Annotated in this window: 9 protein-coding genes; 1 reads left to right on the top strand and 8 read right to left on the bottom strand. The window is 62.4% G+C overall.

Annotated features, from left to right (window positions below; genetic code table 11):
* Nucleotides 1-2: 2 nt before the first annotated feature.
* The 7 genes from ACJH6H_RS21335 to ACJH6H_RS21305 form a co-directional block, all read right to left on the bottom strand.
* A complete protein-coding gene (locus tag ACJH6H_RS21335) occupies nucleotides 3-4,598 on the bottom strand; it encodes an Eco57I restriction-modification methylase domain-containing protein (RefSeq protein ID WP_406775758.1) in 4,596 nt (1,531 codons plus the stop codon).
* A gap of 3 nt (nucleotides 4,599-4,601) precedes the next feature.
* Nucleotides 4,602-7,499, bottom strand: a complete 2,898-nt coding sequence (locus ACJH6H_RS21330; protein WP_406775757.1) for a helicase-related protein — start codon at nucleotides 7,497-7,499, stop codon at nucleotides 4,602-4,604.
* Nucleotides 7,500-7,707: 208 nt separating this feature from the next.
* The gene (locus tag ACJH6H_RS21325) at nucleotides 7,708-7,965 is read right to left on the bottom strand and encodes a hypothetical protein (protein ID WP_406775756.1); all 258 of its coding nucleotides are present in this window, start codon (nucleotides 7,963-7,965) and stop codon (nucleotides 7,708-7,710) included.
* A gap of 208 nt (nucleotides 7,966-8,173) precedes the next feature.
* Nucleotides 8,174-9,907 carry a DrmB family protein gene (gene drmB, locus ACJH6H_RS21320; protein WP_406775755.1) on the bottom strand — a complete coding sequence of 578 codons (1,734 nt, stop codon included), beginning with the start codon at nucleotides 9,905-9,907 and terminating at the stop codon, nucleotides 8,174-8,176.
* On the bottom strand, nucleotides 9,904-12,852 hold the full coding sequence (locus ACJH6H_RS21315; protein ID WP_406775754.1) for a helicase-related protein: 2,949 nt from the start codon (nucleotides 12,850-12,852) through the stop codon (nucleotides 9,904-9,906). Before ACJH6H_RS21315 ends, drmB begins: the two co-directional genes overlap by 4 nt.
* Before the next feature lie 266 nt (nucleotides 12,853-13,118).
* Entirely contained in the window at nucleotides 13,119-14,933 is a 1,815-nt protein-coding gene (locus tag ACJH6H_RS21310; RefSeq protein WP_406775753.1) for a UvrD-helicase domain-containing protein, read from the bottom strand.
* The gene (locus ACJH6H_RS21305; RefSeq protein WP_406775752.1) at nucleotides 14,923-19,635 is read right to left on the bottom strand and encodes a DEAD/DEAH box helicase; all 4,713 of its coding nucleotides are present in this window, start codon (nucleotides 19,633-19,635) and stop codon (nucleotides 14,923-14,925) included. Before ACJH6H_RS21305 ends, ACJH6H_RS21310 begins: the two co-directional genes overlap by 11 nt.
* Nucleotides 19,636-19,838: 203 nt before the next feature.
* Here ACJH6H_RS21305 and ACJH6H_RS21300 point away from each other — a divergent pair, with 203 nt between their 5' ends.
* Nucleotides 19,839-20,951, top strand: a complete 1,113-nt coding sequence (locus ACJH6H_RS21300; RefSeq protein WP_406775751.1) for a DNA cytosine methyltransferase — start codon at nucleotides 19,839-19,841, stop codon at nucleotides 20,949-20,951.
* On the opposite strand, the gene ACJH6H_RS21295 is transcribed toward ACJH6H_RS21300, so the two are convergent.
* Entirely contained in the window at nucleotides 20,948-21,346 is a 399-nt protein-coding gene (locus ACJH6H_RS21295) for a very short patch repair endonuclease (protein ID WP_406775750.1), read from the bottom strand. The two genes, ACJH6H_RS21300 and ACJH6H_RS21295, sit on opposite strands and share 4 nt — an antisense overlap.
* Between the last annotated feature and the right edge of the window lie 90 nt (nucleotides 21,347-21,436).

Genomic DNA, 21,436 nt, shown 5'->3' with positions numbered 1-21,436 from the left:
CATCACGCTCCTGCGCTTGCGATGTCGCTGAAGTACTTGTGCGCCAGCTCCATGTCACGCTCGCGATCAACCCCGACGAAGGGCTCGACATAAGTCCCGCCGTCGACCGTTAGGTCGTCAGGCTTCACCGCGCCCTTCTTGCGGTACTCCGAAGCGAGCTTGCCCGGCAGTTGGCGGCCGTTCGTGTCGTAGAGCGCTTCCCGCTCGTACTTTTGCAGCACGGGGAACTGAGTGCGATAGATCGTCAGCAGTTCCTCGGCGGTGATGCCGAGCATGATTGCGACGATTGCGTCGATCTCCACCAGAGCTTGTCGACGATCGGCAGCGCAACGTAGCGGGGTCGCCCACTCCCATTTCGGGCCGACAGCACCGAGCCCTCCGCGGTTGGCGTGGTCCACGCCGATGTGCGGCACCCATGAATCCCGCTGCCATGCTGCGTCATACAGTCCCTCCCAGAGCGGGGCGTACGGTCGGACGAGGCAGTTCAGGCGGAGAGTTCGGAGCAAAAGCTGCGGTTCGAGGAAGTGATTGCGGATGTGAGGAAAGCGCGAGACCACACCCCTGGTCAGATCCGCAGCTCCAATGACCTTCGCAAAGAAGTCGAGCGGCAACGACGCCCAGTGCCCTGCCGCAACGACCAGGTCCCGGCGGTCTGACGTCGATGCCGATAACATCAGGTGTACATGTGTTGCGCCTGGGGGAAGCACAGCTGGATGCATGCTTCGGACCGTTGCGGAGTCCGCCATTCGTCGCCATGCCAGGCGGAAGTAGCTCGAACTCGGCTCGCCCTGCCATTTCGGGTAGGCGGCGATGTACTCGTCGTACGGCTTCGAAATCTGATAGTTAGTGCGGGGAATGAAATCTTCACCGATGGCATTAAGGTCGAGGGCTGAGTAGTCTCTGTTACTCCGCATCGATGAATTGGGCTGTTGATGGAGTGGCGTGGCGACGGTCAAGTGCGGTCCTTGAAGTATGACGTGATCCCAGTCTTCTGGAACCGCCGACGCGGACTTGAAGAACCCCAGTTTGCGGTCCCGGTCCTCTTCCCAACCACGGGTCCATTCGAATCCCTCGTCGCCAAACCGAGGCGCCGCCGCGATCTTATCGAGCACCTCGGCACTGGCTCGATTCACCGGATAAAGCATGCGAGACCCGTCGGGTTCTGTGCCTGGGTCTTCGATCAGGGCAGCCCAAGTCGATAACCGCGATCCGGCAACTTCGACGATTCGTTCAGCATGCGGGCGTAAATCCCACCTGTCCTCATCGTCTTTAACACCGGGCGCCGAGCCTGATCCGTCGTGGCCAAAGGATCGAACCACAGTGTCGGGGTGATACAAAGACGAACCCTGCAGAAACCGAACTCTGGACTCGGTTCCGTATATATGTACTCCATACTGTCTTGTGTTTTGGATCTCAAAAAGTCTGAGTTCGTTGCGGAATTGCCAATGCCGCCGCAGCCGCCGATAGGTCTGACGACGTAGGTGATGCGCGCGTAGTTCCGTGAAGTGACTTTCCGGATGAATCAGTCCCACAATGCTTTTCGACGCCATCGACCTCCACGTCCGTTCGATGAAGCACCGGTACAGGTCGGGTTGCAGGCCCTCCAGCAATGGCCGGTCAATTCCCGAACCAAGATGCTGCTTGATCCCGGCCTGTTCGGCCCGCTCGTCCAGAAACTCGTCGAGTGCAGCTTCCTGCGCAAGCGACTCGTGTCGCTTGCGCGCTTTGATCGCTTCGGCCGGCTTGTCGACCAATGCCCACCACGGATCGAACTCCGCTAATACCCCGGCCTCGTCCCAGTCCGGACGCACCCACGGCGGATTTCCCACCTGCAGATCGAATCCTCCGCGGGCGAACACCGGCGCAAAGTCTAGTTCCCAGTGGAAGAAGCCCTGTGCCTCGGCGATGTCCGCCGCGACGGTCATCCACGGAAAGCCTTCGAGCGCCTTATCAATTGAAATCGCTTGGGCAAAAGTGCGGTCGTTGTCCTCGGCGAGATCTAGGTCTTGCCAGGACAGGTCGCCGGCGAGGCTGATCTGCCCGTGCTTCTCGAACTTGCCAGCCTTGGGCGGTATCCCGAGGAGTGCCTCCAGTCCACCAACCCACTGATCCCAGTCTGGTGGTTCGATGTCGGCGGTCAACGGCCAGGACCATAAAGCACACCAGGCGTCCATCACCCGACGCAGCCTTCGATAGGCGCCGTTTTCGTCGTGGAGCACCGCCTCGATCTGCTCGCGGGTTACCGCAGCACCCGACGGCTCATCGGACTCGAGCCCCCACAGGCCAATGTCTCGGCGGATCTCCGTTTCGGCGATGACCAGCCGACGCAGGGTCAGCTCCCACAGGGTCTCGACCCGCAGCGCCAGTGCGGCCAGACGTTTCTTGATCGCGGCGCTCGGATTGGCGCGAATGCCGTTGCGCCACAGCCGTAACTGTTCCCGTTTGTCCGGGGCGTAAGTCTTGGCCTCGGGGGTGTCGATCACCGCACCCCAACCCTCGGACGGCAGCAGGAAGTGGTGGATGCCCGCACCGATCTCGTCTCCGAGCGGAACATCCTTGGGCACCTCCTTCAGCCACGCCTTCTTGGCGAGCAATGTGGGCGCGTAGACAGCTCGACGGGCACCGATCAGTGAGTTGCCTCGCCGCAGGTGCAGCCCGAACCAGGGGGCCTGCAACCCGGCGACCATGGTGTCGAGCCAAAGCGAAATCTCGGCGAGTTCTACCGCGGTCGCATTCAGGTCCACCCCGTACACCTGGTGCAGCGCGAGATACGCCTTCACCTTCTGCAGCTCGACCTGGTAGCGGTCGGCGTCGATGACCTCGCCGCGATCTTCCTGCTGACGCTTGAGATATTCCGCGGCCAGTTGGCGCACCGCTTCGATCGCGAACGCCCCCGACCCGAGCGCGGGCTCGCAGATGGTCAACTGCAGAATCTGTTCCGGTGTGGTGCGCTCGCCATTCTGGTCCAGCAATTCTTCGAGGGCCTGGGAGACAACGAATTTCGTCAGCACCTCGGGGGTGTAGTACGAGGCCGACTGCTGCCGCTCACGCCCGGCGAGCCGGAACACGAAGGTGCCCTGACGGTGGAGCACCGGAATCTTTTCGCCGGTAGCTTCGTCCTCCGTCGTCACGAAATCTGACTCCGAGAGGTGATCGGCACGGGTCACCGGCACCACCCACGACCCCTTCTCCGGGTCGCCGTTCTTGGCGACCTCGTAGAGGTCTTCGTCGGCGAAGAAACCGGTGTAGGACATCAGGCCCTCGTACACCGCGCCGAGCTGGTTGATACCGAGCTCGGCGTACGAGATGAACCCGCGGTCGGCCCCCTTACGGCCCTTGGATTCCTTGGACAGCAGCAGGTGCTGCAGAACCCGCTGAGTCGCCTCGTTGCTGAGCCCGACCTGGTCGATCAGTGCGGTGGAAACGGGTGCGAATAGGTCGGCGCGCAGCTCGTTGAACTCCAAACCCGGTGCCGGGTCGTCGGTTCCGCCGCCAATCTCGGGAGTGCGTGGGTGATGGCCGCCGTCGACAAGATTAAACAGCTTGGCCAGCGATTCGTACAGGTGTGTACCGGATTTCGCGGTGGGCGACACCAATTCGGTCAGCGTCAACTCACGCAGCCGGTCCAGGCCGTACCCTTCGCCGTATTCGGGGGCGCCCGATGGCAGGACACGCATCTCCGGGGACGCCTCGGCGTAGAGCAGGAACAAGATGCGGTAGAGGAATCGCAGCGAGTGCTTGGCGAGTTGTTGGGCGTCGATCTCGTCCAGTGACCAGCCGCGCTCTGCGCGGCGGCCCACCACGTCGTTGGCGATGATCTCGATGGACAGTCGGATACCTTCACGCAGATCCTTGGACACCCCGACGGTGTGTTTGACCGAATCGTCGAGAACACCTGCCCACCAGATGTTTCCGTCGGCGTCGGGCAGCAGCGCCTGGCACCCGAGGATCGCGGCGGCCCGGTCGAGTTCTCCGCCGCGCTTATCGTCGCGGCGTTCCGTGACCACCAGCAGATCGACGGCCAGGTACCGTCCTTCGGCCCATCGCTGCGCTTCTGCCAGCAGCGCCCACTGGCCGGCCTGCACCACGATGAACGCAGGGGGATCATCGGCGCGGAACGCGGCCGACACCGCCTTGGTCACCGAGTCGATGGGCTTGCCGTCCTCCTCCCCCGCGTCGAGCAGCAGCCCGGTTTCGGGGTCGAGCAGGTCGTCGACCGATTCGACCGGGCGGGCCTGCAGCAGCAGCGTGCTGGTCAGACCGGCCGGCCGTGCGTTGGGCAGCAGCAGCTCGGTACCGGCGCGCTCGCCGGTGTAGTCAGCCAGCGTCTCGGGAAACCCGAGAACGGCCCGAATCGCGGCGTGCACCGCGGGCGTCCCGTCCGGGTTCTCGGCCAGGGTCGCCAACTCGGTCTGCAGTTCGCCGGCAGCGGCCAGCAGCCGCCGTCGTACGGTGTCCCGCCCCTCGGCCGCTTCTGCGTCCCACTGCTTACGCAGCTCGATCACCTTGCCCTGGAAGGACTCCTTGGTCGAGTCGGTGGTGAAGTAGTGCTCGCTGATCCAGTCCTCGCCGACGACGATGGAATCGTAGGACGGCATGGCTCAGAGTTCCTTTCCGGCGACGGGGATGTCGGTGGGCACGATGATCAGTAGCGGGCGGACCAGCTGCTGGGTAGGGGCCAGTAGGTCGGCCAGGCGCTGCTCGTCGTTGATGCGCTGCCCGAGCTTGCTTACCCTTGAGCGCTGCGCCCCAAAGAGTTCGAGTTGTTCGGCATCGTCGTGCCAGCGCTGCGCTCGCTTGCGCCACTGTGCGAGGCGTTCGGTGGTGGCTGCTTCCTGTGCGTCGAGCACCCAGCGCATCTCGCGGCGGGCGTGGTCGACGGCGATCGGGATCAGTGCCTGATAGCGCTCGGGCTCGGCGATCGGTCCCGGGTTGGCCGCGCCGGGTTTGAGGCCGGTTTGTGTGGTGAGAAAGCTGATGTCTTCGAGGGCTTCGACCATGCAGAAATCAGGTTTGGCCGGGTTGGGGAACTCAGCGGTGGAGAACACCCGCGAGATCAGTTGTCCCCGTTTGTTGCTCAAAGTGCCCATGAGCAACACGGTGGGGGCGTCGACGTCGCCCCGGATCGCGAACACCTGGTTGCGGCCCAGCGCCGTCAGCGCGCGGTCACTGGCCCAGTCCAGTACAGGGTGTAGCGGACCCAGGAAGTGCGCCTCAGGCCAGGTGGTGTTGTTGATGCCCTTGCCTTCTCGCGCGATGCGCAACTGAGCGGTGCCGACCGTCGGGTTGGTGGCGAGTTTGAGTCGCTCCAGCACTCGGCCATGGTGTAGGTAGTTTTGCGGGAGTTGTGCCAACCGTTGCCGGAGGTCGCGCGGTGGGGACAGTTCGGCGATGCCATGCGGTGCGCTAACGGTCCAGCCGATGCCGCCCTGCTCGGGGGCGGCGTGAGGCTTGTCGTGGAATGCCGCGTGCAGTGCCTCGTCGAGGAAGGTCAGGTCGTCGGCGTACAGACTTTGACGTGCCGATGCGGGTAACGGCGTCGCGGTCGCCTCGACCGCGTCGAATTCGGCGAAGAACGCATCGAGGTCCTCCCCGGCCGCGACCTCGGCTGCAGTACGGACCGCGTCGTCGAGTTCGCCGCGCTTGGCGAGCACATCGCGGATTACGTTCTCTTCCTCGGTGACGCTGTGCTTGCCCATCAGCGAGGCCACGTCGCCGAGTGTCTCGTGGGCCTGGTTCTCCCGTTCCAGCAGCCGCGACAGCACCCGCAGGTCGCCAGAGAACTCCGGGTCGGACGGTTCGAGGATCAACGAGGAAATCACCGGCGGATGCTTCTGCCCGTAGCGGTCGATGCGGCCGTTGCGCTGCTCGATGCGGATGAGGCTCCACGGGATGTCGTAGTGGATCAGGTGATGGCACTGTGCATGCAAGTTCACGCCTTCGGAGGCGACGTCGCCGGTCACCAGCACCCGGATGGGTGAGGTTTCCAGCTTGAAGCTGTCGACGAGTTCTTGCTGCTCGACGTCGGACAGCCCGCCGTGCAGCATGGCGATGTTCTCGTCTTTCAGGCCGAGCGCCGCCGGCAAGTTGTTTCGCAGCCAGGTCAGCGTGGCGATCCGCTCGGCGAACACCACAGCACGCGTCTCTGATCCCTTGCCGACGCCAATCTGCTTGAGGCGCTTGACCAATGCGGCGAACTTGCCGGCCTGCTCGCCGAGGGCCGCCGCATTGAGTTCGTCAAGAGTGTTGAGGGCCTTGAGTTCGGCCCGCTGCTTGGGATCGCCCTGATCGAGCTTGGCGCGGCGCTGCTTGATCGACTCGGCCAGCGCGGCCGGCGACGACAGGAATGCCTTGGCCAGCGTCCACGGGAACAGAGCCTTGGTGTCACCGGAGTAGGGAGAGCTGCCGGACGCGGGGTGCAGCCAGGTCTGCGACAGCTCCGCGGCGACCGCATCCTCGGCCGCGGACGGTTTGACGAGAAGGTGCACCGGCTCGGCGCGTTCGGCCCAGTCACTGCCGACCTCGGCCGCGACGTCCGGGCTGTGCCGGTGCCGACGGATCAGCAGCGATTCGACGTCCCGTTTGGTGAAGCCGCCGTCGGCGTGCACCACCGTCGGGTCCAGCAGCCGCAGCAGTTCGGCGAAGGATTCCTCCTTGCCGTTGTGCGGGGTCGCGGAGGCGAGGATGAGCGCCTCGGTGTTCGGTGCCAGGACGCGGGCCAGCTCATTGTTCTGGGTGCCGGCATTGGTGAGGTTGTGGGACTCGTCGATGACCACGGCGTCCCACTGCTGGCGTTCCAGGTGGGCCTTGTAGCGGGGGCTCTTGAGCGTGTCGATGGAGATGATGGCCCGCTTGAAATAGGTGAACGGGTTGCGGGTCGCCGGGAGCTTCTGGCGGACCTTCTGGATGCCAATCGAATCGAGTCGGACGAACGGCAGCGCGAAGCGGCACCACAGCTCGTGCTGCATCTGCTCAAGGACGTGCTTGGGCGTGACGATCAGGATGCGTTCACCGCGGCCCCGCCGCACCAACTCCGATAGGACCATGCCGATCTCGAGGGTCTTGCCCAGACCGACCGCGTCAGCGATCAGGATTCGTGGGCGAATATGTTGTGGATCAAGAGCTTTCGTGACAGCTGCTCTTTGATAGGCGAGGGCATCGGCGAGCATGTGGGTCGAGACCGTGAGATTTTGGTCGCCGTACGGAACTGGTGTCTTTCTGATCAGCGCTTCCAGCCAAAGCCGGGAATCGCGGTAGCCGGACGACCCGTCGGGCACCACTCTCGCCTCTTTGGGGTCCTGCACCTCGATCGTGTCGAGGCTGGAGTAGAACGCAGCAGTGGTCTCGGCGACCAACTCGGAGAGTCCACGCACTCGGACCAGCCAGCCGTCGGATCCCTGCTCGGCCGAGGTGACCAGCCACTCCTCATCGCGGATGACCACGATCGAGCCGGGGGCGACGTTGAGGTCTTGTGGTTTGTCTACTGCGGCGGTCTGCACGTCATCTCCGGTCGGCGGTGCTGGGGGTTTCAGTTTTACGATCTGTGGTTGGTGTTTGACCTCGGCGGGTGGTTTGGATTCGATCTCGGGGGGGCTCGGGCTCTTCTGCCTCGACTTCGCCACGGTCGATGAAGGCCTGCAAGACGACGGCTCGCAGATTCTTCGCATTGCTCAGCCCACGTAGGTAGGCCATTTGGTCTTTGCGGGTTCACAGCTGCCCGTCTTCATGGCGGAGTGCTCGAAGTTCCGAGACGACGCGGTGACGCGACTCCCCATCGTGAAGCAGCCAGCCTTCACGAAGCGTGTCCCAGGCCTCTTCGACGAAGTTCCCCTTCGGGCGGGCGCCGTAGGCGTCGTACAGCACGGCGGCGGGGTCGAATCCGTCGCAGTGGTCGAACAAGGCTTGGCACAGCTCGTCGAGGAGTTCTGTAGGCAGGTTCGACCACTGAAACTTGTACCTAGGCACCGCACACCCACCGACCAGCCGTTCGAACCACCCTCTCCGTTTGCTCCGCTTCCCGTGACACTAGCCACTGCATCTAGATCACACCTCGGTTCCTCACAAAGCGGCTGTTAGCCGATGCAGGCCGCCTTCGAGCCAGCCGTACAGAATCGCACGGGCCACCGACAAACGATCAATTCTGCAGGTGGCCGACTCCGATCGCGCTCCCAATTCAGCGCGCCATCTCCACGAGCTCACTGAACAACCCCGCTTCCTCGCAACCCTCGTCGTGAGTACCGAACAAGAGCGCCCGGTCCAAGAACGAGTTGTTCATCTCGCATGATGTCTCCGGCGCGAGGACGCATGCATGGCAGGCCGCGAGATTCAGTCCGTCGGCACCTGATCCCGCCGATTCGATACACACTGGGTCGGATGAACACCACGAAAGACGTTGCAGCCCTTCGCGGAGCGCCGCCCCAAGGTGTTCGGCCTCCGCCATAGAGGCGACCCCACCGAGGCTTCCTGCCGAGTCCGAGCTTGCGGTATAGACCAGCAGCCCGGCCACCTTGTCGTTCACGAACAGCCGCTCACGGAGCGCCGCCGCCGGGTAGCCGGCGTCGAGGGACAACTGGTCGATGATGACGTGCGACAGCGTGTGGATCGCCACCTTGATGATCTCGACAGGCGCCTGGGGACGGCCGTATTCCAACGCTGCCCGGTCGGCTGCCTTCTGCAGCGCCCGCAGTCGCTTCTGCGCGAAGTCAGCGCCGGCCCACTCCTCGAGTGCCTCACGCCGGAACGCGAGGAACACACCCTCACCGATTACTTCGATCGCAGGCAACCAATGCAGGTGCGTGGGGGCGAGTGCGCACAGCTTCTGCGCTGGTCCGGATGGATCGGGAGCACCGTCGAGACGGGTAAACCCCTGCAACGCACGCACTTCGCGGAGCCTGGTCACCTTCCGCACGTCAGAGATCAGGGATTCGAAGCCGTCAGGAACGTCGCGGCGGAGGCATACGAAGTCCGAGTCGATTCCTTCGTCGTCACGTCCCTCGACCAACGCCTTGTACTCGTCGGCGCGGAGTTTGGCCTCCGAGATCTCTTCGTCGTCTTCTTCCTCGCCGCGACGGCGTTCGATCTCACCGTTGATCTGGTCAGCGGTGAAGCGCCCCTTGGACATCGCAGCCAGACCGGCCAGCACGGGCGGGATCACCGCGGCTGGGTCCTTGACCATCTCCCAGTGCTTGTCCACGAACTTCGCGAGGGCTTCCGAGTACGGGGGTATGGAAATCGCGGACCGCACGGCTGGGAACCAGACGTTCGAGGCACCGCGCTGGACTGCGCGTGGGTACTGGTCGCACTCCTCGGTCGTTTCGAGTCCTAGCCAAGGCCGCAGTCCGCTGCACTTGCCGAAGTCATTGAGTGATCCTGAACCGATTGCCCCGTCGAGGCTGCGGCTCTCTACGCCGCAGGTACACGTCAATACCAGGTCACCGAGAGAAGACGTCCGTCCGAGCACATTGAGCCTCATTACGTGCTCATCGCCGACGCTCTGTTCCTGCTGTCCCTTGTGCAGCCACCGGAATACCGGGAACTCGCTCACATGACCGTTTCGGCAGGCGCCCATCAACCGAAACGGGCTGAGGTCGACGTTGTCGACCTTGCATTTGGCCTCGTTCTTGTCCTTGGACAGCTGTGAGAGCGCGCCGATGCGCCGGCATTTGGGACACACCTGGGTGTAGGGGTATCGAATGACGGGCACATCGCGCTTACCGCCAGCCGGCGGTGCCTTGAGCTCCGTCACGCCGAGCGCCCTGGCCAGTCGCGGCTCGGCGATGTGTTCGGCCTTGTCGACGTCCCACTCGTGGAGACCAGCAATCATGAAACTGGTTGATTCAGAGGGGAACAGTCCCCCCACGCCGTAGGTGCTCAGCAACTGGCTACGCCGAGCTTTTGGGGTGTTCATCGAGGCACCTTCCTTGCGGGTATTTGGTAGAGCGTGCTTTCGGCGTCCACATCCCGCATGCTCTGCGGTGTCGGCCACGGCGTCTCTCGGGTGGAGTATTCGATGTCGTCATCCGTCAACGCCACATCGGAGGGTACGAGCAGTGAATCGTCATGATCGCGGCTGTTCCGGTACTGCATGTCCGGCCGAGATTCGGCAGCCTCGGCCCACACCTTGAGAAGTTCTCCTAGCTGATTCTTGGTGTCCTCGGCTTCCTCCGGATCGGTGACGTCCTGCGCGCGCTGCTCCAGAAACTCGGCCAGCTGCGTAATCTCGTCGTACCGAACGGTGGCCTTGTGGGCCGACTCGTTGGCCGCAAGGTCATTCACCATCAGCCGGGCGAGCGACACGAGCACGCCATGCAGTGCACGATCACGTGCGCGAGCGGCGAACGGTGTCGCACTTGTCGCTTCGACCGCACGGTACAGCGCCTGGTGATATGGGACGAAGTTCTCGTAATGCGACCTGTCACGTGAACGGGCAGCGTTGAATATCGTGACAACCAAACCGGGGTACCGGCGTCCGACACGGCTGGTGGCCTGGATGTACTCGGCACTCGACTGGGGTTGACCCATCACCGCCATCAGCCCGAGCCTGTCGATGTCGACGCCGACCGAGATCATGTTGGTGGCCAGGACCACATCATTCGCCGAGCCCGAGGAGACATCCTTCTCGAGACTCTTGAGCGTGCGCGGAATCTCCGCGGACGGAACGCGGCTGGTCAGTTCGACCGGTGGCCTGAGGTCACGCGGCGAAGCCTGTTTGCGGCGGGCGACGAGTTGGAGTCGGTCTCGGACGTCGCCTTCCACTTGAAGATTCGCACTGCCGAGCACGCGGAGGCTGTTGAAGTATCCCAGCAGCGTCCAGTACGGATCCCTGGTCTCGGGACTCCCGGACAGATCATGGGCGGCCTGCAGTATCGCGGCGTAGACCCGAACCATGAGCGTGGCATGGCTGGTTCCCGGCGCCATCACCCCGACGTACTCGCGCGTGCCCTCTTCGTCGCGCGAGGCAGGTTCTGCGAAGAACGACTGATCGGGATCGATGCCAGGAGGCGGGAATTGCTCGGCGCGGCGGTTGAACACCGCGAGGATCTGACGATCGGCACGGCGGATGGTCGCCGTCGAGGCGATGACCTTCGGCCGTCCCTTGACACCTTCGGAGGTCAGCCGCCCGCAGGCGGCATCGATGGCGGCTTCGTACAACCCGACGATCGAGCCGAGTGGTCCGGAGATCAGGTGCAGTTCGTCCTGGATGATCAGCGACGGTGGTGTTCCAATTCCATCTCGCGCGAACAGGTTTCGCACCTTCTCGTTCCACGCCATCTGCGCAAACTTGTCGACGGTCCCCAGGACCAGCTCGGGACGGATCCGGTAGATGTCCTGGTCCACCAAGTACGCCGGCAGACCGTCGCGGAAGTCACATGAACTGTTCCCACATGCGATTTTGAGCCTCTCTTCTGTACCCTTCGTCACGGAATAGTGGTTTTCGTTCAGGTCTTGTCCGCACCAGGGGCACTGAGTGAGTTGTACCGGGTTCTTCTCGTTGAGCTCCTTGCCGTCTGCGATGTCCCTGAGCGACTTCCGCGCCTCGACCAACGTATTTGGCGTGGCACCTTGGCCGACCCAGAGACCGATCGAGAATGGACGGTCCCCGAGGTCGTTCTCGCGCTGCCGTAATCGCTCGAGCGAACAGAGCAGCATGGTTGCGCGTTCGAATTGCTGAATGGTCAACAGGCGCAGGGTGTAACGCATGATCACTGCCACGCCGAGGGCGTCGGGATCCTTGAGCCTGCGGTGAATGATCGTGAAGGCGACCAGTCCGAGGTAGGCCTCCGTCTTGCCACCACCGGTCGGGAACCACAAAAGATCGGCGATGTTGCGGTCTTCATGATCTGCATCCGCGAGGCCCGGTAGGTTCAACAGAATGTAGGCGATCTGAAATGGCCTCCAGCCTTGCTTGGCGCCGTCGCCCACCGCTCCGACTGCACCGCCACGCACCCAGTCCTGGCGGGCACGCTGCACCTGCATTGCAGCATTCGCGAGCCGAAACGCGCGTCCTGCAACGGGATCGGTGACGATCAGGTCGATACCGTTCTGCATGCGTTCGGCCGCACGCCGGGCACGGACGACATGTTCCTCGGCAACACGCTTGAGCCCATCCTCGACGTCCGCCTCGCCGATCTGAACACTCTCACTCAGCCCGTCGATCCAATCGCGATACTCGGTGACGAGTCGACCAAGGTTCGCCGCCAGCTCCTCATCGGTGGCGTTGGCCAGGAACGACATTCGAAGGTCAACATCACCGCTGACACCACCGGGTTTCGCCCGCCAAACTTCCTGCCGAGGGACGAACGTCGAAGCCACCCGTCCGACATGGGCCGAAGTGCCTTCCCGGTCCCATGTCGCGGCACAGCCGTGACCGATCGCGAAGACTCGCGCGTTGCGGTAAAGCAATGCAGCCGAACGCAAGTCAGAGTCGTTACCCAGCACACCGTACGAAGTCCGGTCCACGATGGCATGCTCGGTCGACCGCACTTCCACCCCGACCTGAAACCAGGCGAATGCGTCGCGGAGTTCTCCTTTGGGGGGCACCTGCGTATTGCGCAACGCTACCGACACCGCGACGCGGCCGTCTTTCGGCACCCGGCTGTACACGTAGAGCTGAAGGCCCGGCGCGACATCGATCTTCTTCGCCCCCGGCGTCGCGACGTCCCAGTCGATCGGATCGACGACCTGTTGGTTGCGAACCCACGAGTCCGGCTTCGCCTTCTGATTCCGCCGACTCGAACGCTGATCCGATGAATCGCCGTTGCTCTTGGTACCTGACGGAACATATTTCGCTGCCGTGATTGCGATTTGAACCGACGTGGCCCGCTCCAGATCAACGGAGAACGTAATCCCCATCGATGTCGGGTACCGCATCAGAGCCTGCGAGATCGGACTGTCCTCGGAGTCGTTCTCCTCGGCCTCACCACTGTCGGGCTCGGCCGCCTCCTGCAGCTGATCGTCTGCCGGCCAGAGGACTCCGGCGATGTACCTGTCCAGCGGAAGGTCTGTGATGACCTCTTCTGCGCCCTCCGCCGGCCCGACCAGGTCTTTGATCAGTTCGTCGACGATTTCGTCGCGAAAACCGTACTGCTCAACAAGATTCGCCATTGCGGCTGCAACTCCTATGCTGTGTTCAGATCAGGACGGGCAAGGCCTGTTATTCGCGGCACCAGCCAGAAGCCCGAGCTTCCGAGGCCGGCCTTCTCCGACTCGCGATAGTCACCGGCAACAGTCTCCACCGATACCAAGGAGAGTCCCTCGATGACTGTCGGGCGATTCTTCAACCATCCGAACGTCTTCTGGAAGGCATGATTGAACGCCGGACTTGTGCGTCCCAATGGCTGCAGGTCCTGCGTGACAAGCATGTAGGAAGGCGATTCCGTAGTGGACTCGGCCTCGTCGAGCTCGGCATAAACCTTCACACCGACTTGATCGAGTGATTGCAGCGTCTGTTGAATGCGTTGCGCGTCAACGGTTTGCGAGACGGCGGGGTATGCGGTTTCAACGTCGCCATAGAGGAATTCGAATGCTCTCGTCCATGGCTTACCGCCCTTCTTCCTACTCCTGACCTCCTCCTTGAACCGGCCCAGCCGGTCGTCGGCCTTGATCGTCGATTTCGATTGCGGCAACCTGCAGGTGAAGATTTCGTCGCGCGCTCGACTCAACGCCACGTACTCACGACGCACTCTCGTCCACCTGTCCTCGTCGGGCGGCAACCAATTCGGTTCGACGACAAAGACAGAGTCGAATTCGAGGCCTTTCGCGCGATGGATCGTCGACACGATGACCGAACTGTGGTCGGGCTCGGTGAGTGTAAGCGGCAGCGCTCGCGCCTTTATCAGGCTGTTCATTCTGCGAAGGTCCAGCGAGTCGAAATCACGTGTGCGTCCTTCGGCGGACTTGAGTTCGTTCCACTTCTGGTCCACGTCGTGTTCGGCAAGTAACCGTTCGAGCGCAGCTTCGACCTCGGACCGTCGTTCCTTCGGACCAGGCAAGGGGCCGAGCGCGCCTGCGATCCACCGCGCGGCACCGAAATCCTGTGCTTGCCTGCGGACAGCGTGCGGGATCGATTTCTCGTTGAGGAATCTCGACACGCGAAGGACGTCCGCATTGGTCGTGCACAGCACGGCCGTCTTGTTACCGACGGATGGGGTGACGAGGTCGTACCACTCCTCGATCTCACCGCGGTAGGGCAATTCGTAGACCAGGTCCACCAGCAGGTCGTCGGCATCGTCGCTATCGGCGATGGCACGGAGCTTGTCGCCCAAGACCACCACTTCCTTCGGGTACTTGCCCCTGGCCCGGTAGTTCTTGCCCAACGCGACCTCCTCACACGCGAAGACGTCGGTCAGCTGCTTGAAGACGTCCTCTGCCGAAGTCTTGCTGAGGGATTCGTCCAGCTGGAAGTCATATACGCCCTGCAGCGGGTCACCGAGGGCGGTGATACCCGCGTCGTCGTCGAGCCACTTCAGAATCGCCAGCACGAAATCGGCGCGGTCTCCGACCAGATCCTGAACCTCGTCGATGATGACGTGACGCAGGAGTTCGACCTCGACGGGCGCGTCGTCGGCCTCTTTCAGCAGCTGCGTCGCACGCCGAATGCGGTCGTTGAAACTGCCATCGGGTTGAACGCCGGCTCCGACCAGCAAGACGCTCGCGAACGAGTCGAATGTCCGAACATTTGGCGTGGCAGCGTCCCTCAAGTCCAGCCGGGTCCGGACAGCCGATACCGCCGCACGCGAAAAACTGAGGACCAGAATCTCATCGGAGGCCGTCAGGCCCTCGTCCCGGACCAAGCTGTTGATCCTGCTGACGACGACCTCGGTCTTGCCTTGCCCGGCCCCCGCCATCACGAGTAACCGCGCGTCTGGTGCAGCTTCGACGACGTCAAGTTGTTCGTCGTTCAGCTCAATGCTATGTCGACCTTCATCTGACACAGACGGACTCCTCGTCACGCTCCGATTCGAAGATGTCCTTCACCTTCTCGTATTCGATGCTGTCCCTGAACTCGACGATGTTGTCGAGCATGTTCACGATCAAAACTTCCTCGGTACCACCGTTTTTCGGCCCGCGGAGCCCTCGCCCGACCATCTGCAGATAGCGAACCTCGCTGCTCGTCGGTCGGGTAATGTAGACGGCGTCGGTCTTCGGCGCATCAAAGCCTTGCGATAGCACTGCGTAATTCGTCAAGACCTTGAGATCACCCGACTTGAAGCGTTCGATGGCCACTCGTCGGTCTTCAGGACTGGTGTCCTGGTCGATGGACGCCGCCGGGCGGCCTTGGATCGTGAGCAAGGTGGCCAGAGTCTGAGCGTTTTCCACCGACGCAGCGAAAACCACGATCTGCCAGTTCGCCGGCTTGCCCATGATCGAATTGACGATCGTCCGGGTACGGTCTTCATTCCTGCCGAGGCGGATTTCCGCGCTCTTGGCCAGCCAGCCATTCGATCTGAAGTAGTCGAGCTCGTCCTGCGACAGATCAGCCGACACACCATCGAGAATCTCCAGGCTGGCTCGAGCCAGAACTCGGTCGCGCTGCAATCTGACCTGGGGGAGTTCATCGCCGAAGACACCCTCGTCCAACCTGTTGTCATCGAAGCGATTCAGCAGGCGCTCCGTTTCCGCACTCTCTCTGCGCCCGCGAAATGGTGTGGCCGTCAATCCGATGAGGGGTTTGTCCCGCTGTCGAGTGCCTCGACCCAACCACTCGAAAATCCTTGTGTAGGAAGGGGTATACGCACCGTGCGCCTCGTCGACGATGACGATCGGAGCCTCGGCCAACCACGCGTAAGAATCGTTGTCGACCGCACGCGCAAGAATTTTCTGCCACGTCGCCACCACTACCTGGACGCCTGCAGGTTCTTCTTCCATCTCGTAGTTCGACCAGAAGCGGCTGAGGATCAGTTGGGTATCCTGTCGACCGACAGCGCGCCATAGATATGACCATGCGTCGATCGCTTGCTCACAGAGTTCTTCACCATCGGCCAACCACAAGATAGGCCCGGAGAAGACTGTCTCGCGCGCCGAGCCGTCGAGACTGCCATCGCGGATCGACTCGATGACCGTCTGGACAGCTACCCGTGTCTTTCCTGCCCCGGTCGGCAGTGAAACGATTCCTCGCTTGGGCCCGACACCTCGTAGCAGGTCGGAGAGGCGCTGCGAAACCACCCGCTGATAATCGTGGAGCGCATCGAGCTGAGTCGGACCATCGATGTATTCCGTGGGCTTGTTACGCCGCCTGGCTCGCTGGCCTGCCCACTCTTCGCCGAACCCAAGACGTTTCACCCAGTCACGCGTGTTGAATGATCCCGCCCATGTCGACGGAGGCGGAACTGGAAGTCCAGCCGTATCAACTTTGCATACGCGTTCCAGGGCACGAACGCCCAGCATGGTTACGCATAGGTGGGCGAGTTCGAGCCCATGAGGTTCCACCCACCGATCGTTGACCAGATAGGTGAGTGCATCCTTCGGCACCAGCGTCCGCAGGCGCTCCTCGCCGGCGAACATCAGAAGTCGTTCAGCATCGTTCGATGCGTTCCGGATTGCACGGATATACGCCGAGTTCCGGCGTTGTTCCATATCTTTGAGCAGGAGATCGACTTTGCGGTCCGAGTTGTCGTACAGCAGGCATTCGAGTGCTTGCTTCAGAATTTCCCTATCGCTGGCACCTGTCACCAAGACCGTGTTCGACTCACGACCCGCTTGGCAGGGCACGTGCGTCGCGGGCCGGCCAGGCACTGCGGCCATCTTGCTGATCGACGGGCACTTCTGGAGCACGATGTCTTCGAGTTCGTCAGCGCCGGGGAGCGTGTCGAGCACGGGGAAAACATCAAGGAGCCGCTCAGGCTCCGCGCTCGTGTCGTACGAATAGGTGACGGGAAGGTCGCGTCCCTCGAGGCAACCCCAAATTTCGCTCAGCGTGTGCACGTCCTCGATGCCATCGACGAGGATGCACGAGATGCCGAACTCGCCGAGTTCGTCGTACATCTCCGGGGTGTGGACGACAGCGACACTCTTGCGATCGACTTCAATCCATTGCCCGCCGCTGCGAACCCACACTCGTTCCGGTGGGACGGCATCCTTGTGCGTCCAGCACCACCAGGCGTAGGTCTGGCCCACTCGCAAAACATCGTCGCGTTTGACATGAATCTGTGAAAGCGAATTGAATCCCGCCGGGTCCAGCTCTTCCATCGCTCGTTTGAGACCTAACACCCGCTCTGCATCAGAACTGAGCGAAACCTGGTTCGCGCAAGGCAGAAGCCCCTCCGGCGCGTCGGGGACGTGCGCAACGAAGGCTTCGGACACCGGCATCGCACCCAACGTCGTCTGTAGCATCCCGTGCTGCCGAACCCACCAAAGCTCTGGCGCCACATACAAGGCTGTTTTGGGGACGCTTTGATGGCTGACGCGGACGCGTGGAACGTCTACTTCGCTGATGACCGCGAGGCTCAGGCCGACTTTGTTCGTGACGCTGAGTTCAGGCAGACATTCCAGAGGTCCGAGAACTGAACCGATGGACTCGATCTCGATGTTCTGTCGAGCCTGGACGCTCAGTCCAAGCTGGTCGCCGATGTTGTCCCGAACCGCCCCTTGGTATCGCGTCACCCACTTTTCATGTGCCGCCGATCGCGCCGGCCTGGAGCGCACACCCAGCAGATACAAGATCTCATGGTCACCTGCGTGGTAATCACCGTCGACCAGGAATGTGCCGTCCTCCTTGAGCTGTTTCAGGCACTCACCCGGGCAGTACAGGCCGCGAGGAGTAACCCACCGCCCGTTGCCATCACGGACCCGAACCAATTCCGCCGCGTGGCCGTCGAGCACGCTGGCGAAGGCCTCGTGCACCATCTGCGCGCCCGAACCACGCATCGCGATCCACAGCTCGCCCCAGTCGACCTTCCCGGTGTGTCGCAATTCGGTGAGCAGCTGCAACATGTCGCCGCCGTCTTCGAACGCGGTGATGCCCAGGTACTTCAGTGCGTCTACGGTCGACTCACTGCCGGCCACTGCGCCATCAACAAACGATGTGCCGTTCTGGCGGTTATCGGACCGCAGAAAGCAGCGCCCGCGTACGGGCTGCGCCAGACTTTTGTTCTCCAATAAGACAATCCGAGCATCCCGGACGTCCTTCTCCGTGTTGCCTCCCTTGGCGACCAGCTTTACGGCCAATTTGATCGCAGCTGCCGACTGTCTTGAATTCGGTTCGGCCACAACCGATTGCAGCCAATGGAGAACCCTGCCCGCAGTCGTCGCCCGCCCCTCGTCCTGGAGCAGACGTTCAACCTTGGACCTGCGCTCATTGCCCTTGGTGCATTCGGGATGTACCCAGGCACCCCGATTGCCCGTTACCTCGAGCCACTCGTCGGCGAAGTCAACGACGTCGTCCGGAACACGTTGCAGCGCACTGGGGGCGCGCAGCTGACCATCGAGGTCTGGAAGGCAGCGAGAAGCTCGGAGGGCTTCGAACACTGGCTCGTTCAAGACCTTGTCGGCCCAACTGCGAGATTCTTTGCCCCGCGCGGGGAGTACGTCGATGTACCTTGCGAAGGAACCACCCGCGATCAGATCCTTGCGGGCGGTTACAACCAACTGCGGCAAGACCTCGGTCAGGATTTCGTAGTTGAACGGACACTCGATCACGTTGATGCGATCGTCGGACAACTTCCACGGCGCATTGACCCGACCACTCAAGGTCAGATCCGACTTGACAGGGAAGAAGGCCGACAGCTGGCCCAACTCGACCCGTCCCGTCAGAGGCAGGGCCCAGCTCACCGTCACCGATTCACGCCGAGCTGCGTGGCCCGCCGATTCCAACGCCTTGAGTGAAGGCTCGTGGTCCGTCGATACGACCAACCACTCCCGATCACCGTCCTCTGTGGTGAGGGTGACACGGTTTCCGCTCTTCACAGCCTTGAAATGTCGCTGACGGTCGGCCACGTCGTCTACGAGGTCGAGAATCCGCACGTGGGAGGCGAACAGGCTGAACGACTCATCGAATTCTGCCATCTCATCCGAAAGCTGTTTCGCCGCTCCAACTTTCAGTGGAACCTTGACGACTGTCGTAGCCCACGAAGCAAGCTCACCCAGAATGGCATCCTCGCGGAACTCGGCAGTAGCGTTGAGCAGCCACGCCAGCCGTAGCGCAGGAACGGCGCTCAATTCGTATTGGGATCCAAGCTCGTCGGACAGCTGTTCCGCCGATTTCTCACGGCTGAACCGGAATGACACCGATCGGCTGAATACCTGCGGACTGTCGGAGATCCCGCTGATCGACTTGAAACCGAGCCCGAACCTACCGATCTCGGTGCCGGTCTTGTTCGACAAGTGCGTGTAGAGCAGTGCACGAAGACCGAGCTCCTCGAACGGTCTGCCTTCGTTCGCGACGTAGAGGGCCTCGTTCGTCAAGCAGACCTGAACGCGGCCTGCGAGGCCTTGAAGGGCGTCCGCCGCGTTCTGGACGAGCTCCTGAATCTGTTTCCGGCCATACCCGCCCTCGGCGATTCCTCGCTCTTTGCCGGCGTCTTCCTCGACGCGGTTGGGATCCTCTTTGTAGACGCGAATACACGTGTCTCGAAACTGGTTGACCAACCCTTCCAAAGCAGGATCAGGGCCGATCCAATCCCCCGTTGCCACGGTCATACCCCCACTGCTAGCCCCCGACAAACCCCTGTTTGCGGGTTGACGTCCGCGTCATTGAAATGTCTACCACTCACCGCCGACAAATTTGCAGATGACAGGCATATATTTGTGTTTGCTATGGGCGCACGCCCCCGGCACCTGGTGCGACACGGTCGTAGAGTCTCGGATAGGAGATCCGGCCCGCGCCGGCTAGCATCTCAGGCATGCCGGGGGAAGATGCTCTCGTTGATCCGCTGCCACAAATCGTCGACCTGTTCGCGGGTCCCGGCGGGCTCGACGTCGGAGCAACGTGGCTCGGCATCCCGACCACAGGCATCGAATGGGACCCCAACGCCTGCGCGACGCGCAGGGCCGCCGGGCTCGACACTCGCCAAGGCGATGTACGAAACTACGGACCCGCTGACTTTCCGGAATGCACCGTCCTGACCGGCGGACCGCCATGCCAAACATTCACGGTCGCGGGCAGCGGCTCCGGCAGGCAAGCACTGAACGAATTGATCGCGCAAGCCGAGGCCATGGCCGAAAACCTCGGGGATGGCATCCCGAGTGGTGGGTTCGCCGACGATCGGACGGGCCTGGTCTTGGAACCGATGCGCTGGGCCCTGCTCGCCTTGCAAGCCGGCAAGCCATATGAGGCGATAGTGCTGGAACAGGTACCCGCGGTGCTGCCCATATGGCAAGCCTTCAGCGAAATTCTCAAGGAGCACGGATACGGGGTCGATGTCGGCGTACTCCGGACGGAGGAGTTCGGCGTCCCACAAACCCGTCGCCGGGCCATTCTCATCGCGAGGTTTGGCGACGATGAAGTATCACTGCCCTCGCCGACCCATCAGGCATTCAGACGAGGAGCGCCCGACCAAGCGGTACTCGGACGTTTGCCGTGGGTATCGATGGAACAGGCACTGGGGCGGGGCACCCGCTTCACCGTCGTCTCCAACTACGGCAGCGGCGGCGACCCGAAGAATCGCGGGCAACGACACTCCCATGAACCCGCAGCGACGGTGACGGGCAAAGTGATGCGCAATCGCCTCCGCCTTGCGGGCGGCGGGGAGAGCCGGTTGTCATATCAAGAGGCCGGACGACTACAGACATTTCCGTCCGACTTCCCGTGGTCGGGCAACGACGTCGGTCAACAGATCGGGAATGCAATTCCCCCACGCCTCGCGGTACATGTCCTGGCTCAGGCATTGAACATGCGGATCGACGCCGAGGAGCTCGACCGCACGGTCAATGCACCGTGGTTCGAGGGACGTCCCGTTCCCCTCGGCCGTCGGATCAAGGACCTCGACGACCGTATGGCGGCTGCGCAGGACTAGCTCCCGTCAACCGCCCGCCCGCCGCGCAACTGCGCGAGTGTCGTGCAGATGGCAGCGACGACTGCGTCGGGCTCCTCGTGCTCCCAGAATCGCAGCACGGTCCAGCCCCGAGCCGCCAGCTCCGCATCTGTTCTGCGGTCCCGTTCCACATTGTCGTCGAGTTTCTGCGCCCACCATTCTTCGTTGGCTTTGGGCCTGGTCGCGTGGTGGGGACATCCGTGCCAGAAACAGCCGTCGATAAAAACTGCGAGATGCAAACCGCGCCAAACGATATCGGCCTTGCACCTCAGATCACGTTCTGGAGCGGAATCCACGCGGTAGCGGATTCCGCGGGCGTGCAGCAACTGCCTCACGAGTAGCTCGGGCTTTGTGGCGCTACGCCGCTGCCGGCTCATGCGTGCACGAACCAACTCCGACGATGCAGGCGGTCTTGCCGACATTTGCCCTAACTCTCAAGCGACCTTCTCCTCGCATGCTATTCGCGA

Origin of the sequence: Mycobacterium sp. SMC-21, from assembly GCF_045310825.1 — a bacterium.
GTDB lineage: Bacteria > Actinomycetota > Actinomycetes > Mycobacteriales > Mycobacteriaceae > Mycobacterium.
Note: the sequence above shows the minus strand (reverse complement) of the source record. Positions and strands in the feature narration are given on the sequence as shown.